The organism is Enterococcus sp. AZ170, from assembly GCF_050545135.1.
Lineage (GTDB): Bacteria > Bacillota > Bacilli > Lactobacillales > Enterococcaceae > Enterococcus_L > Enterococcus_L ureilyticus.
This window is the reverse complement of the sequence record NZ_CP172947.1, coordinates 2,309,778-2,325,628: the sequence shown is the minus strand read 5'-3', so window position 1 is coordinate 2,325,628 and position 15,851 is coordinate 2,309,778. Positions and strand designations below refer to the sequence as shown.

Annotated in this window: 15 protein-coding genes; 10 read left to right on the top strand and 5 right to left on the bottom strand. The window is 36.9% G+C overall.

The window, feature by feature from the left end; genetic code table 11:
• Nucleotides 1–29: 29 nt before the first annotated feature.
• A complete protein-coding gene (recD2, locus tag IGJ55_RS11285) occupies nucleotides 30–2,609 on the top strand; it encodes an SF1B family DNA helicase RecD2 (protein WP_430606508.1) in 2,580 nt (859 codons plus the stop codon).
• 276 nt (nucleotides 2,610–2,885) lie between these two features.
• Nucleotides 2,886–4,001: a PLP-dependent transferase gene (locus IGJ55_RS11280; protein WP_430606507.1), complete on the top strand. Its 1,116-nt coding sequence runs from the start codon at nucleotides 2,886–2,888 to the stop codon at nucleotides 3,999–4,001.
• Nucleotides 4,002–4,049: 48 nt separating this feature from the next.
• Here IGJ55_RS11280 and IGJ55_RS11275 read toward each other — a convergent pair whose 3' ends face one another.
• Nucleotides 4,050–5,009, bottom strand: a complete 960-nt coding sequence (locus IGJ55_RS11275; protein WP_069639762.1) for a diacylglycerol/lipid kinase family protein — start codon at nucleotides 5,007–5,009, stop codon at nucleotides 4,050–4,052.
• Between the two features lie 219 nt (nucleotides 5,010–5,228).
• On the opposite strand from IGJ55_RS11275, the gene IGJ55_RS11270 reads away from it, so the two are divergent.
• On the top strand, nucleotides 5,229–5,735 hold the full coding sequence (locus tag IGJ55_RS11270; RefSeq protein ID WP_429949186.1) for a QueT transporter family protein: 507 nt from the start codon (nucleotides 5,229–5,231) through the stop codon (nucleotides 5,733–5,735).
• A gap of 160 nt (nucleotides 5,736–5,895) precedes the next feature.
• Nucleotides 5,896–7,101, top strand: a complete 1,206-nt coding sequence (locus tag IGJ55_RS11265; protein ID WP_430606506.1) for an aminoacyltransferase — start codon at nucleotides 5,896–5,898, stop codon at nucleotides 7,099–7,101.
• A 42-nt stretch (nucleotides 7,102–7,143) separates the two neighbouring features.
• Here IGJ55_RS11265 and IGJ55_RS11260 read toward each other — a convergent pair whose 3' ends face one another.
• Genes IGJ55_RS11260 through IGJ55_RS11245 form a run of 4 tightly spaced genes read right to left on the bottom strand, consistent with a single transcriptional unit; the run spans nucleotide 7,144 to nucleotide 10,126 of the window.
• Nucleotides 7,144–7,788 (bottom strand): ECF transporter S component, encoded by a 645-nt coding sequence (locus tag IGJ55_RS11260; RefSeq protein WP_069639765.1) that lies wholly within the window; start codon nucleotides 7,786–7,788, stop codon nucleotides 7,144–7,146.
• Between the two features lie 16 nt (nucleotides 7,789–7,804).
• The gene (gene coaC / locus IGJ55_RS11255) at nucleotides 7,805–8,347 is read right to left on the bottom strand and encodes a phosphopantothenoylcysteine decarboxylase (RefSeq protein WP_069639766.1); all 543 of its coding nucleotides are present in this window, start codon (nucleotides 8,345–8,347) and stop codon (nucleotides 7,805–7,807) included.
• On the bottom strand, nucleotides 8,347–9,117 hold the full coding sequence (gene coaB / locus IGJ55_RS11250; protein ID WP_430606505.1) for a phosphopantothenate--cysteine ligase: 771 nt from the start codon (nucleotides 9,115–9,117) through the stop codon (nucleotides 8,347–8,349). Before coaB ends, coaC begins: the two co-directional genes overlap by 1 nt.
• 16 nt (nucleotides 9,118–9,133) lie before the next feature.
• Nucleotides 9,134–10,126 carry an oxidoreductase gene (locus IGJ55_RS11245; RefSeq protein WP_069639768.1) on the bottom strand — a complete coding sequence of 331 codons (993 nt, stop codon included), beginning with the start codon at nucleotides 10,124–10,126 and terminating at the stop codon, nucleotides 9,134–9,136.
• A gap of 278 nt (nucleotides 10,127–10,404) precedes the next feature.
• On the opposite strand from IGJ55_RS11245, the gene IGJ55_RS11240 reads away from it, so the two are divergent.
• From IGJ55_RS11240 to IGJ55_RS11215, 6 genes are all read left to right on the top strand, one after another.
• Nucleotides 10,405–10,923, top strand: a complete 519-nt coding sequence (locus IGJ55_RS11240) for an FUSC family protein (RefSeq protein WP_083244333.1) — start codon at nucleotides 10,405–10,407, stop codon at nucleotides 10,921–10,923.
• A gap of 202 nt (nucleotides 10,924–11,125) precedes the next feature.
• Nucleotides 11,126–11,668: a helix-turn-helix domain-containing protein gene (locus tag IGJ55_RS11235; protein WP_430606504.1), complete on the top strand. Its 543-nt coding sequence runs from the start codon at nucleotides 11,126–11,128 to the stop codon at nucleotides 11,666–11,668.
• 117 nt (nucleotides 11,669–11,785) lie between these two features.
• Nucleotides 11,786–12,871, top strand: coding sequence for an ABC transporter ATP-binding protein (locus IGJ55_RS11230; RefSeq protein WP_069639770.1), 1,086 nt, complete (start codon nucleotides 11,786–11,788; stop codon nucleotides 12,869–12,871).
• An 11-nt stretch (nucleotides 12,872–12,882) separates the two neighbouring features.
• A complete protein-coding gene (locus IGJ55_RS11225; protein ID WP_069639771.1) occupies nucleotides 12,883–13,692 on the top strand; it encodes an ABC transporter permease in 810 nt (269 codons plus the stop codon).
• Nucleotides 13,689–14,525: an ABC transporter permease gene (locus IGJ55_RS11220; RefSeq protein ID WP_069639772.1), complete on the top strand. Its 837-nt coding sequence runs from the start codon at nucleotides 13,689–13,691 to the stop codon at nucleotides 14,523–14,525. The genes IGJ55_RS11225 and IGJ55_RS11220 overlap by 4 nt, the downstream gene beginning before the upstream one ends.
• The gene (locus IGJ55_RS11215; protein WP_069639773.1) at nucleotides 14,522–15,595 is read left to right on the top strand and encodes an ABC transporter substrate-binding protein; all 1,074 of its coding nucleotides are present in this window, start codon (nucleotides 14,522–14,524) and stop codon (nucleotides 15,593–15,595) included. Before IGJ55_RS11220 ends, IGJ55_RS11215 begins: the two co-directional genes overlap by 4 nt.
• Nucleotides 15,596–15,851: the final 256 nt, after the last annotated feature.

The following is a 15,851-nucleotide window of genomic DNA, read 5'->3' as shown; positions in this document are numbered from 1 at the left end:
AATGGTAACAAAGAAGCGAGGTGACATCAATGGAGACATTGTTTGGAGAAGCGGAAAAGGAATATGTCGTCGGTCAAGTCCAAGCGATTTTTTTCCAAAACCCTAGCAATTTTTATAAAGTATTATTAGTGAAAATCACGGATACAAATACTGATTATTTAGAGAAAGAAATCGTAACGACTGGCAGCTTTGGTCAAATTCAAGAGGAAGAAGTGTATCGTTTTTTTGGGCATTTCGTTGATCATCCTCGTTATGGCAAACAATTTCAAGTCGACAGTTATCAACAAGAGCGTCCAACATCTGCTAGTGGCGTTGTCAATTATCTTTCCAGTGAAAAGTTTCCAGGGATTGGCAAACGAACTGCTGAAAAAATCGTTGAAATTTTAGGTGAAGATGCAATTGATCGAATTATTGCAGCACCTGACGTCTTAGAAGAAGTGCCTCAACTAAATGAAAAAAAACGACAGACCATCATTGAAACCATTCGTTTGAATCACGGTATGGAGCAAGTGATCGTTGGATTGAATCGCTATGGTTTTGGGAGTCAGCTTTCATTTGCGATCTATCAAACGTATAAAGAAGAAACGTTGGATATCATACATGAAAATCCTTATCAATTAGTAGAGGATATTGAAGGAATTGGATTTAAACGAGCAGATAATATTGCGGAGCAACTGGGCATTGGAGCTGATTCAGATAAACGCGTGCGAGCGGCAATCACGCACGAAATTTTCCAGCATTCTGTTCGTTCTGGTAATACCTATGTTGAAGCCGAGATGTTGTTAAGAGAAACAATCAATACTCTAGAAGCTAGTCGACCAGTTGAAATTTCGTTGGATCAGGTAGCAGAACAAATTATTCATTTGGTGGAAGAAGGAAAAATCCAGCAAGAAGTTACCAAACTTTTTGAGAATAGTTTGTATTTTTCCGAATGGGGAATCGGAACCTCAATTCAACGTTTACTGTCACGGAAAAAAGAAATCAAGTATGATAAAAAAGAAATTGAAAAAAATATTCGTGGGATCGAAAAACGTTTGGGCATTTTATATGGTGACTCCCAGCAAGCCGCAATCGAAGAAGCGATTAAAGCGCCGTTGTTCATTTTAACTGGTGGTCCGGGTACTGGAAAGACAACAGTGATCAATGGCATCGTTTCATTATTTGCAGAATTAAATGGTCTTTCTTTAGATGTAAAGGATTATACACAGGAAATGTTTCCAATTTTATTAGCAGCTCCAACAGGTCGTGCAGCGAAGCGTATGAATGAAACGACAGGACTGCCAGCAAGTACAATTCATCGTTTATTAGGATTGACAGGGCGTGAAAAGAATCCGAGTATGACAGCCAAAGAATTAGAAGGCGGATTATTGATCGTTGATGAAATGTCTATGGTGGATACTTGGTTGGCCAATACCTTATTTAAAGCAATCCCAACTAATATGCAAGTAATATTTGTTGGCGATAAAGATCAATTACCTTCTGTCGGCCCAGGTCAAGTTTTACATGATCTACTTCAAATCAATGAGATTCCTCAAAAAGAATTAACAGAAATCTATCGACAAGGGGATGGTTCAAGTATCATTCCTTTAGCTCATGAAATCAAGCAAGGAAAACTGCCACAAGATTTCACTGTTAATCAAAAAGATCGCTCGTTTTTTCCAAGTGATGTCTATCATATTGAGACCTACGTCCGCCAAATCGTAACGAAAGCTAAAGCCAAAGGGTTTTCACCACAAGATATTCAGTTATTGGCCCCAATGTATCGAGGTGCTGCAGGGATCGATGCATTGAATAAAATGATGCAGGAAATTTTTAACCCTAATGATGGTTCAAAAAAAGAAGTTAAATGGAATGAATCCGTTTATCGAATTGGTGATAAGGTCCTTCATCTAGTTAACACACCTGAGCTTAACGTGTTTAACGGCGATATGGGAGAAATCGTTGGAATCATTTTAGCGAAAGATTCAGAAGATAAAGTAGATGAATTAGTCATTCAATTCGATAACAACGAAGTGAGTTACAAACGGAATGAATGGAATAAAATCACGCTTTCTTATTGCTGTTCAATCCATAAGGCGCAAGGTAGCGAGTTTAAGATGGTGATTTTACCGATGGTCCATCAATATCATCGCATGTTGCAGCGTAACTTACTGTATACAGCAGTCACAAGAAGTAAAGATATTTTAATTTTATTAGGTGAGGTACAAGCTTTCAATACGTGTGTTGCACATGAATCTGCTAGTCGTTTGACAATGTTGAAAGAAAGAATCACTAGTGCAGATGAGATGAATCTAACGATACGATTACAGTTAGAAGCCTATGAAGAAGGTTTAAATAAGGAATCTCCATTCTCGGATAATACAGAAAACAAACCTGCTTTGTATGAGTCCGTTAAGGAAGCGAAAAATCCAGTGGTAGAAGAAGCCGTACAGCCGATACCAGACAAACCTAAAGCTGAGGCAATTTCCTTATTTAATGAAACAGATCAAGAAACAACAGAGCAAATTGAAAATGAAATTGAGCGCCTATTAACACCGCAACTTGTCATTGCCCAAACGATCGATCCAATGATCGGTATGAATCAAACAACGCCTTATGAATTTATGTAATATTTACTAACTAGGAAGTGACAAAAGTTGCTTAGGATTGAGCAATTGAACTAAAACTCGCACAATGTTTTTTCTACATTGTACGGGTTTTTTATAGTGGCGAAGCACCTGACTTTTTCATACCGTTTGCCTGGACTCTTTATTTTTCAACTAGTTTTTTACTTTCTATAACTATTGCTTGCTTTAAGAATCGGTCGATGTATATAATTGAAAGAACACAACAGGTGTTGTTATACAAAAGAAGGTACGTAATTTTGGTAGAAAAGAGGGAAGTTAATGGAAGAAAAGGGACAAGCAAGAGATGTTCAAACAGATACATTTTTGGCACAAATTGGTAATCATCAAAACCCAGTAACAGGCTCGATCAATACGCCGATTTATTTTTCAACGACGTACGAGCACCCAACACTAGGTGAGTCGACGGGCTATGATTATACTAGAACGAAAAATCCAACACGAGAAATTGTGGAATCAGCATTGGCTGTTCTAGAAAATGGTGCAGTTGGTTTGGCAACGAGTTCAGGGATGAGTGCGATCCAATTAGTTTTTAGTCAATTTCCTGTTGGAAGTCAGATCGTTGCATCTAGAGATTTGTATGGCGGTAGTTATCGTTATTTTAAAGAATTAGAAAAACAAGGACTGTATCAATTTACCTATGTTGAGGATGAAATTGGCTTTGAAAAAGCCATTACAGATCGAACGGCTGCTGTTTTCATTGAAACGCCAACGAATCCACTGATGAATGAGGTTTCGATAGAAAAAGTCGCTCGTTTAACAAAGGCTTATGCAGCGCAGTTGATTGTTGATAACACTTTTTATACGCCATTGATTCAACGTCCTTTAGATTTAGGGGCAGATGTGGTTGTGCACAGTGCCACAAAATATTTAGGCGGACATAATGATTTGCTGGCTGGAGCGGTTATCACGCGCTCAAAAGCAGTGGGAGAAAAACTAGCGTATAGTTTAAATACTACAGGGGCCGTATTATCCCCTTTTGATTGTTGGTTGTTGATTAGAGGAATGAAGACCTTATCATTGCGAATGGAAAGACATGAAAAAAATGCTCAAGCTGTTGTTGCTTTTTTAACAACGCATAAACAGATTAAAGAGGTTCTGTATCCTGGGCGTGGGGGAATGTTGAGTTTTAAAATCAAGAAGCAAGAATCAATCAAAGCATTTCTGCGAAATTTATCGATTTTTACCTTTGCAGAAAGTCTAGGCGGAGTAGAAAGCTTAATTACGTACCCAACGACTCAAACACATGCGGATATTCCGGAGGAACTAAGAGAATCTTATGGATTAACTGCGGATTTGTTAAGGATTTCGACAGGCATTGAAGCGAGTGAAGATTTGATAGCAGATTTGCAACAGGCCTTAGCATCGTTAGAATAAAAAATAAGGTTGAAAAAGGACCTCCTTTTTCAACCTTATTTTTTACAGTTAAAACCAAAATAATCTTGTTGCTGTTCCGAATGAAAGGTCAGTACTTCTTTTTCCTAAAATTTCACCGTCTGCATGAACGTATTGAGGAACAGTAGAAACGATTCGAAATTTACTAGATTGAAAATGATGAAAGTATTTTGAATGGATGTGTTTTTGTTGAATCAATAAACAAATCAGCCAAAAAATCTTAAACATATTGACCCGTTCCACTAAAACAAAATCTAAGATAGGCTTACGTGGGTCAGCCATGGGCGCGATTGAAACACCACCGCCAAAATAAGGATGTTTAGTTATGGTGCATAAAAAAGCGCGATCAAATTCGAGTGTTTGCCCATTAACTTCAACAAGAATCGGAAAGCCTTTTTGAGTGAATAATACCTTTAAAATAGAAAAAATATAAGAAAAAGAGCCCATATTAAACTTGTTCAATGTCCTTTTGGATGTTGACGTATTTGCTGCGTTGACAATTGCTGCATCTAGACCAATGCCAATATTATTTACTGCAAGTCCTATCTCATCTTGGATTGATTCAGTATATGTGATCACTTGAATTTCTTTTGGAACATCTGCTTTTAGTAGGTGCAGAAAAGCTTTTTCTGTTTGTCTAGGAATCCCCACGCCACGGGCAAAATCGTTACCAGAGCCACAAGGAATATAGCCAATCGGGATATTAGGATCAAACGTTTGCAAAGCATTGAGCGCACTATGCAAGGTACCATCACCACCAAAAATGACCAAAAGTGGGAAACAGTCGATTTCCAAATCATCTGACCACGGAATCAACGTGTCTTCAGCTAATTTTTGTGCGATTTCTATTTCATGACCAGCATGATCTGTATAATAAGTCGTGTAATCAATGTTGGCAGTCTGCATCTGTTTGATGATCTTTTCAGCAGCTTTCCTCCCAGTACCGCTACCGGCATTTTCATTGATAACGAGATAAAAATGTTTCTTCATTTGTTTCCTCCTTGTACAAAGTCTTATTATAACAGACAACAGAAAAATTAAGAATGCTGGATGCTTGAAAAATGAAAAATTGTCTAATACTATTTTTCGTTGTACAACGATTGATTATGAGATATAATGCCTACGTATCATTTTTTTGAGGAAAACGAATCCTCAACAAGGTTCATCAACCATCCCTTGTAAAAAAACTCGGAGAAAGTGGGGAAAACTATGAAAAAAACTGTTACAACAAACAGTAGTGTAAAAGCAATTACTATGAATGGCATTGTGATGGCGTTATATCTAGGGCTAACGATTTTAGTTGCACCTGTTTCGTCAGGACCCATTCAATTTAGAATTTCTGAAAGTTTAAATCACCTAGTGGTTTTCAACCGGAAATTGATGTGGGGCGTTTTAGGTGGAGTAGTTGTGTATAACTTTTTCTTTGGCTTTGGTGCCATTGATGCTTTATACGGCGGCACGCAATCGTTTATTGCATTGGGCTTAACTGCTTTGCTGCAAAAAAGAGTTCCAAATGTGATTGCTCGTTTAGCCTTGAATACACTATTCTTTACAGCGACAATGTGCATCATCGCCTTTATGTTGGCGCCAAACGGCGGAGCAGCTTTTTGGGGCAACTATGCAACTTTAGCACTCAGCGAATTTGCAACAATGGCTTTAGCCGCACCAGTGATGTACTGGATCGATAAATCCGTTCATTTTGAAAAAAGAGGTTAAGCAATAGGAAATTATCAATATGAGACTGGTTCGAGGCTAAAAAAGTTTTGGGTCAGTCTCTTAAAGTTTTCTAACCAATTTCATGAAATAATTTACTGTTCCTGTTTAATAAATTATGATATGGTAATACAGAAGCAAAAATGTAGAGGAGTTTTATATAATGTTTGAATTTAAAATTGGCATCGATGCCAAAGAGCATGATAAATTTGTAGAAAGCCATCCCTTATGCAACTTATTACAATCGTCTGCTTGGGCCAAAGTAAAGGATAACTGGGGATCAGAAATTGTTGGTGTTTACGAAAATGGGACTTTAGTAGCCTCTAGCTTGGTATTGATCAGACCGTTACCAATGAAATTTTCAATGCTTTATACACCACGAGGTCCCATCATGGATTACACTAATTCAGAGCTTGTTGCGTTCTTTTTCAAAGAGTTAAAGCAATTCGGTAAGAAAAAACGTGCTTTATTTGTAAAAATGGACCCAACGATCCATTATAAAGATTTCCATCTAGGAGAAGAACAAATGATCGATCCAACGGCCCAACCAATCATCGATATTATGATTGCAAGTGGTGCAAAACATCAAGGCTTAACAATGGCGATGGATGCGACGATCCAACCACGCTTTCAAGCGAATATTTACAAAGAAGATTTTAGTGAAGAGCAACTATCAAAAAGCACGAAAAAAATGATGAAACAAGCGCAGAAAAAAGGTGTTACTATAAAAATGGGACACAAAGAGTTAGTAAACGATTTTGCTAAAGTGATCGAACTAACGACTGAGCGCCAAAATATCTCTCTAAGAAATAGCGATTATTTTGAAAAACTATTAACGATCTATCCTGAAAATTCGTTTATCATGTTAGCTCAGGTTGATTTGAAGAAACGCTTTGAAGAAACTAAACAGCGCTTTGATAAAAATAAAGAAGACTTAGCGAATCTAAAAGAAAATCAAGTGAAGAAACGTCATAATTTAGAAGAGCTTGATTTTTCTCTAACACGTGAAATGACTGAGCTTGAAGAAAATATTGCTCATTCTGGTGATGTTGCAGTGGTAGCAGGTGCTTTAGCCATTACGTTTGGCTCGACTAGTGAGATTCTTTATGCTGGGATGGACGATCGCTATAAACGATATATGCCAGCTTATCCAACGTGGTTTGATGCAATCAATGAATGTTTTGAACGTGGTTGTACATCGTGTAATATGGGGGGGTTAGAAGGCAGTTTGAATGATGGTTTGATCAAATTTAAATCGAACTTTAACCCGACTGTGAATGAATTTATTGGTGAATTTGATTTACCTGTTAATGGCTTACTTTTCAAAGCTAGTGAGTATGCCTACAAACTAAAAAAACAAAAGAAATAGAAAAAGATTGAGATAGCCTGGCAGACTATCTCAATCTTTTTTTTATAATTTCTGTGTCGCATTATTCTTCACCAAACGCAACAACACCGAAGTAACTCCAACCGTAGCTATAGCAGCAACGATTGCCTCAACAACGCCACTAGTAAAAATTACGGTCAAAATTGCTGTATAAATTGCTGTACCACTAGCGCCGATGCTTTGAGCATAGGAATCTTTAAATAAAAAGTAAATCAAGTTCATCACGAGAATTGTATTGGTAGCAGAGCCTAGGAAACCCGCAATAAACAAACTAAATGATTGAGAAGTAGGGTTGTTTTTCGTCAGTTTTTTCAACGCCATAAAAACGAAATAAGGAACGATACCAATTAAAATTCGAGGAACCATTGCAACAATAATCGCTTTCCAGCTCCCTTGATCTGTCCCAATCACTGGTATAAAAGGAGAAAAAACAAAAGATAAAGGGGATAAGACTACAGTGCTACGAATCATACTGATGATCCCAAAAACGCCGCCTAAAAAGGCCCCGATTTTTGGGCCTAACACAATGGATGCAATAATGACAGGAATGTGCATTGTTGTGGCATTGATAGGTCCAATTGGAATAAATCCTAGGAATGGAACGGCTGATAATAGGATTAGGATTGCTAAAAACATAGCAGTTAACGTAAATGTTTTTGTATTTTTCATAAATGACTCCTCAAAATTATTTCGCTAAACTTTCATTGATAGTAGCGACAATGCTCTCAACCGTTGCAAGAGCACCTCGACCGAAGTCCCCACAGGCTAGTAAAGCTTCTCGGGGATCGATTTCATGGTAGCCCACTTCTTTTAAAGTTGTTAAATTCCGTTGGGTAATCGGATTTTGATACATATAGGTATTCATTGCTGGGGCAATATATTTTGGAACTTCTTCTTTTAAGGCTAGTGCCACAGTTGAAAGCATGTCATCTGCAATCCCGTTAGCGAGTTTGGCTATTATATTGGCAGACGCTGGTGCCACTAAGAAGAGATCTGCTTTTTTTGCTAATTCAATATGATTGATCTTTTCTGGAGTAATCTCTTCCATGACGTCAGTATGAACTGGATTTTTAGATAATGATTGTAAGGTTAACGGTGTGATGAACCTTGTACTATTGTGGGTCATGATCACGTCAACATTATAGCCTAATTTAGTGAATTGGCTTGTGATATCGGCAGCTTTATAAGCGGATATACTGCCGGAAATCCCTAATAATATTGTTTTCATTATTGGCTCCTCCATTTTTCTTCAACCTTATTTACAATTAATTGAGCAATTTCAGATTTTGTTTGTGCGGTTGTTGTTTGTCCTGTAGCATCGATCAAGGTTCCAACATGTTGCTTATCGTGAATTTGTTCAAGGTCATTTGCCAAAATAAAATCGCAGTTATTTTTGGTGAGTAGTGCACTTCCAACATGAACTAATTCCTCGAAGGAAACGCCTACTAGCAATTTAAAACCAACCAAAACTGCTTGCGGTTGGTGGTCGCGCAACATAGCAATTATTTTAGGGTTTTTTTTCAAAAAAAGCAAGAGACGATCTGTTCCAGAAGGAATTTTTTTTGCTTGTTGAACTGTTTGCCCAATTTCATCTAAACTATGGTAAAGAGCTTCCGTAAGGCTAGTTAGATCATTTAAAGTATTATCATTAGTTAATTTAGCAGCGAGTTTTTCAATAAAAATATCTTCTGATAAGGTAGTTTCAGTTGTAAAGTCACTAACGGCCATGCCATGAATAATACCATCAAAACTTTGTTGCTCAAACTGATTAAGTAGGGTTGATGCTAATTCCTTGGTTGTTTCGATTTCAATAATAGATAGGTTAGCTTGGTTAACAGGTCGAACAGCTTGAGGGGTTGTCACATAAGTAACATGATGTCCTTGGGCTAAAAAACGTTCACCGATTGCTTTTCCTAGCCGACCAGTAGAGTGATTTGTAATTGAGCGGACATTATCGATTCTTTCAGACGTTCCACCAGCTGTAATTAAGATATTCATCTATAAATAGCTCCTTTTATTTCATTTTAATGATTGTGCGGCCAATGTGTGTTCCTGCTTGTAGTTGATTCAAGGTTTGAGGAAGTTCTTTTAGAGTAATTTCATTCATGAGTTCATGAGTGCTCACATTCAAATCAGTTGCTAAACGTTGCCAAATGACTAATCGTTGTGTCATAGGTACATTAACTGAATCGATACCTAAGAGATTGATTCCTCTTAGGATGAAAGGCAAAACAGAGGCAGTCAATTTGATTCCAGCGGCATTTCCGCAAATAGCAATGCTGCCGCCGTATTTAAGTTGTGATAACAAAGCAGCAGTAATCTCACCACCAACGGTATCAATTACAAAGTCAAAGGTTTGTTTGGCTAAAGGCTTGATTTTTTCAGGCATCCATTCATCTAGCAAAAGCACTTTGGTAGCACCGATTTTTTTTAAAGAATCAATTGCTGATGGTTTGCGACTTAATGCATAGATATTCCGATAGCCCAACTGGTGTAACATTGCGATTGCTAAACTTCCTACGCCACCTGAAGCACCGGTTATCAAAATCGCAGCGTCTTTATCTTGAGTAGCGCCATGTTCCTCAAGCGCCTGAACAGACAAGGCGGCCGTAAAGCCAGCTGTACCAAAAACCATTGTGTCTTTTAAACTTAGGCCATCGGGTACTGGGACAATCCAATCTGCTGGGACACGAGCAATTTCTGAAAAACCACCTGTATGTGTTACCCCTAAACCATAACCAGTTACTAAAACCTCTTGTCCTTTTTTAAAGCGTGCGTCTTGAGAGGTGATAACGGTTCCGCTTAAATCAATACCTGGTATCATCGGATAATCGCGAATAACACCACCGTTTTGTTTGGCTGCAAGTGAGTCTTTATAATTAACTGAAGAGTACGCCGTTCTAATTGTGACGTTTCCTTCAGATAGTTCACTAAGTTCCAATTTTTCTAACGCTGCAAAGACAGTCTCAGACTCTTTTTTTACCATATAACCAGAAAACTTTTCCATATAGATCCTCCTTGATTAACAATTGATGATTTACCAATAAAATCATCCTCTTATCCTACCCCTTAGCCTAATGATAAAAAAAGTTTTCTAAGAAGGTAAATTTATTATTATTGTTACTATCATAACATATTCTCTTTTTTTCTTTAGCAAATTCTTCTTGAAGCCCTCTTCTTAATAGCAGAGAAATGAGTTAAAATAGAAGATGATGTCTTTTATTGGACAATAAGAAGAAAATAATTAGCCATTTTTTTGCTAAAAAGTGAAAGGAATTCAGTTTGTTGAAATTTAAAATTGGTATGCGAACATTTAAAACAGGATTAAGTGTCTTTTTTTGTATTTTGGTCAGTATCTTATTAAGGCGAGAAACATATGTGGTTGCAGCGATCACAACGGTTTTTACTTTAAGAGAAGATATGGAAAATACATTGAAGTACGGTAAGCATCGAATTATCGGTAATGTGCTAGGTGCAATCATGTCAGTAGCAGTCATTGCCGTGTTCAATTGGCTGGGTAGAACAGAGTTAGTGCAGTTGATTTTCATTCCACTGATTATTACCTTGATGATCGCCTTGTTAGCGAGTTTAGGGTACCACGAAGGAACAGTTGGAGCATGTGCTACGTTGTTGACAATTGTCTTTATGATTCCAGCAGACCGCTCATATGGCTATGCATTTGCTAGAGTGGTCGATAGCTTCATTGGTATGGGGATCGCATTATTAGTGAATTATTTCATTCCACTTAAAATAGGAAATAAGCGATTTACCAAGCGTGTAGAAAGTAAGAAAGTGTCTGGATAACAGATGCTTTTTTATTTTGTTAAAATTGCTTGATCGATGCTAGTATAAAAGAATGAGATAAAATTAAAAAAGTAACAATTTATTTGCAAAAATTGTTGCTATTTTTCAAAAAATTCGTATACTAGAAAAGGTAAAATTAAACTTGTAGTTTAGTATTAGCAAACTTTTTATATATTTTAAATAATAGAAATGAGGTGGTCAGATGGAAATTGGTGAGAAACTGCGTAATTTACGTGTGCAAAAAAATTTAACACAAGAAGAGCTAGGCGAGCGAACTGACTTAACCAAAGGCTATATTTCTCAATTAGAACGTGATTTGAGCTCCCCTTCAATGGAAACTTTTTTTAATATTTTAGAAGTGTTGGGCATCACGCCTGAACAATTTTTCAGTGAACAAACACTGGAACAAAAAATTATTTATCGAGGCGAAGATAGTACACTGTATTATGATGAAGAAAATGGCTATGAGTTAAAATGGTTGATACCTGAATCAAATGAAAAAGAGATGGAACCCATTGTTTTAACTTTTGATAAGGATGGTCAGTATAAAACGTTTGAGCCTTCTTTATCTGAAACGTTCATTTATGTGATCGATGGTTCTGTATCATTAATACTAGGTGAAACAACTTACTCAGCTAAAAAAGGGGAAGCAATGTATTATCAAGCAGCAGAACCCCATCAATTGATCAATCATTCAAAAGGAAAAAGTCGAGTATTGATCGTAGCAACAGAATCTTATTTATAATGATACGTTAATCAAAGTAAAATGGGCTGATGTTAAGAAAAACAAGATATAGCAAACAGAACGTTGTTACTGTGTTAAATAAACCCAGTTCAATTTTAATAGAGGAGGCATCAGCGGATGAAAAAAAAGATTATTACATTCGAAAATGTAGTCAAACAATATGATGATGAGAAAGTGTTGAAAAATGTTAGTTTTGAAATTGAACAAGGGAAGTTTTACACTCTTTTGGGCCCTTCAGGTTGTGGTAAGACAACGATTTTACGAATTTTAGCAGGATTTGTGGATGCAACCGAAGGCGATATTTATTTTGATGGACAACGGATCAATGATATTCCTGCGAATAAACGCCAAGTGAATACCGTATTTCAAGATTATGCCCTGTTTCCTCATATGAATGTGTTTGATAATGTGGCATTTGGGTTGAAAATCAAAAAAATACAGAAGCAGGAAATTGAAAAGAAAGTGAAAGATGCCTTGCGGATGGTTCAATTACCAGGGTATGAAACACGAGAAATCAGTGAAATGTCTGGCGGTCAACGCCAACGTGTAGCGATTGCGCGCGCCATCGTCAATGAACCCAAAGTATTGCTATTAGACGAGCCGTTATCTGCTTTGGATTTGAAGCTGAGGACGGATATGCAGTATGAACTGCGTGAATTGCAACAACGTTTAGGGATCACCTTTATTTTTGTCACCCACGATCAAGAAGAAGCTTTGGCAATGAGTGATGAAATCTTTGTCATGAACAAAGGACACATCGTGCAAAGTGGTACGCCTGTAGATATTTATGATGAACCGATCAATCATTTCGTGGCAGATTTTGTGGGAGAAAGTAATATCGTTAATGGTACGATGATCGAAGATAATTTAGTTGAATTTGTCGGCAAACGTTTTGAATGTGTGGATGGCGGAATGCGTCAGGCGGAACCTGTTGAAATAATGTTGCGTCCAGAAGATTTGACGATCACGACAGCGGATAAGGGCAAATTAGTTGTAACAGTGGATACACAATTATTCCGTGGGGTTCACTATGAAATCATCTGTCATGATGAAGACCATAATGAATGGATGGTCCATTCAACGAAAAAAGCGCAAGAAGGTGCAAAAGTCGGACTCTTTTTTGAACCAGAAGATATTCATGTGATGCGTTTCAATGAGTCAGAGGAAGACTTTGACGCTCGTCTAGAAAGCTACGAAGAATAGGAGGAATCATCTTGAAAACAATGCGTCGAATCTACTCGATTCCTTATACAATGTGGCTTTTGCTGTTTGTGATCACTCCGGTGTTAATGATTATTTACCAATCTTTTTTTGATATGAATGGGCATTTTACGTTAGAGAATTATCAAACGTATTTTACTTCTGGCACATACTTGAGTATGACCTTAAACTCGGTCTGGTATGCTTTTTTGATCACGTTATTTACGTTTTTGATCAGTTATCCGACAGCCTACTTTTTAACAAAGTTAAAGCATAAACAATTGTGGTTGATGTTGGTGATTTTGCCTACATGGGTGAATCTGTTGTTGAAAGCTTATGCTTTTATTGGGATTTTTAGTATCCATGGGAATGTGAACCAGTTTTTAAGTTTTCTTGGGATTGGACCACACCAAATTTTATTTACGGATTTTAGTTTTCTATTTGTTGCGACCTATATTGAAATTCCCTTTATGATCTTACCGATTTTTAACGCATTAGAGGAACTAAATCCTTCTTTGATCAGTGCTAGTCGTGATCTTGGTGCCAATAGTGTTGAGACTTTTCAACGGGTGATCTTTCCACTTTCATTAAATGGTGTGAAAAGTGGGGTTCAAGCAGTGTTTATTCCATCACTTTCATTGTTCATGTTGACCCGTTTGATCGGCGGAAATCGAGTGATTACGCTTGGAACGGCCATTGAAGAGCATTTTATGGTGACACAAAACTGGGGTATGGGTTCAACAATCGGTGTGATTTTGATTGTGGCGATGTTTATCGTGATGTTGTTGACAGGTGAGAAGAAGAAAAAGGGGCGGGCGAAATGACAAAGAAAAAGTTTAAGTGGTCTTACATGTATCTGATCATCGTTTTTGCTTTATTGTATGCGCCGATTTTTTATCTCATTTTCTACTCATTCAATGATACTGATACAATGAATAAATTTACTGGTTTTACGCTTGCCAATTATACAGCGGTTTTTGAAGATACCCGTTTATTGATCATTGTGCTAAATACTTTCTTGTTGGCCTTTTTATCTGCTTTACTAGCAACGATCATTGGAACATTTGGTGCAATGGGGATCTATTATACAAGACGAAGAAAAACGAGAACAGCTTTAATGAGTTTTAATAATATTTTACTGGTATCCCCTGATGTCATTATTGGTGCTAGTTTCTTGATCTTTTTTACGGCTATTGGATTTATTAGTTTGGGCTTTGCCAGTGTGTTATTGTCTCATATTGCTTTTAGTATTCCGATCGTCGTCTTGATGGTGCTACCAAAATTACAAGAAATGAATGACTCGATGGTAGATGCAGCTCGTGATCTGGGGGCGAATAATCTCCAGGTCATCAAGAATATCATTTTACCGTTTTTATCACCAGGTATTATCGCAGGCTATTTTATGGCGTTTACCTATTCGTTGGATGACTTTGCTGTGACCTTTTTCGTTACAGGAAACGGATTCTCAACACTTTCAGTTGAGATTTATTCTAGAGCAAGACAAGGCATTAGTTTAGAGATCAATGCGTTAAGTGCTTTAGTTTTCATTTTCTCTATGATTTTAGTGATCGGCTACTATTTTATCAGCCAAGATAATACGTCAAAACGACTGAAAAAACTGCGCCGTGAACAAAGTGAGGTGGCGAATCTTAAATGAAAAAACTACAATCTTTGCTTATTGGCATTTTAGCGATCATTCTGATTTTATTTTTAGGAGTTCGTCAATTGGAAAAAGCCAGCGGTATGGCAGGAGCTGATACCTTAACAATATACAACTGGGGTGATTACATTGATCCTGATTTATTACGTAAATTCGAAAAAGAGTCAGGCTACAAGGTCAATTATGAAACATTTGATTCCAATGAAGCGATGTTTACGAAAATCCAGCAAGGTGGTACAGCCTATGATATTACGATTCCTTCTGAATATATGATTCAAAAAATGATGAAAGAAAAAATGTTGCTGCCAATCGATCACTCTAAATTAAAGGGTATGGAAAATATTGATGAACGATTTCTAAATCTTGATTTTGATCCGCAAAATAAATATTCGATTCCTTATTTTTGGGGAACGTTAGGTATCATTTACAATGATAAATTTGTTGATGAAGGTCAAATTCAGCATTGGGATGATTTATGGAAACCAGAATTAAAAGATAACGTGATGTTGATTGATGGGGCACGTGAAGTATTGGGTCTTTCATTGAATAGTTTAGGCTATTCTTTAAACAGTAAAAACAATCAAGAACTACGTAAAGCAACTGATAAGCTAAACAAACTTACTACAAATGTCAAGGCGATCGTAGCTGATGAAATCAAAATGTATATGATCAACGAAGAAAGTGCTGCAGCTGTAACGTTTTCTGGTGAAGCGGCTGAAATGTTGGATAATAATGAGCACTTGCATTATGTGATTCCATCAGAAGGTTCTAATCTTTGGTTTGATAATATTGTGATTCCTAAAACAGCGAAAAATATTAAAGGTTCCTATGAATTTATCAATTTCATGCTAAGACCTGAAAATGCTGCTCAAAATGCAGAGTATATTGGTTATTCAACCCCGAATAAAGCAGCAAAGAAATTATTGCCTAAGGAAATTTCTAGTGATGAACAGTTTTATCCAAATGATGAAGTGATCAAGCATTTAGAAGTTTATGAAGATTTAGGGGCGAAATATTTGGGGATTTATAATGACTTGTTTCTTGAATTTAAGATGTATCGGAAATAAATAAAACGTTTATCAGCAAATTTTATCTTACCCAACAAAAATTTTGGTTCAAAATGCTATTTCATACGGATAATTTCTCATTTTTTGTCTGAAACATGAACTTTTTTCGAAACTTTTGAAACTTTCGAGTCAAGTAGCAGATTTTCCGTTATACTTATGGTAAAATAAACTCAACTTATAGAAGGTTAAAAACGATTTTTAGAGATAAGAGGCAGGTGGCTTTATGGAAAAACATCAAATTCACATTCCAAATGCT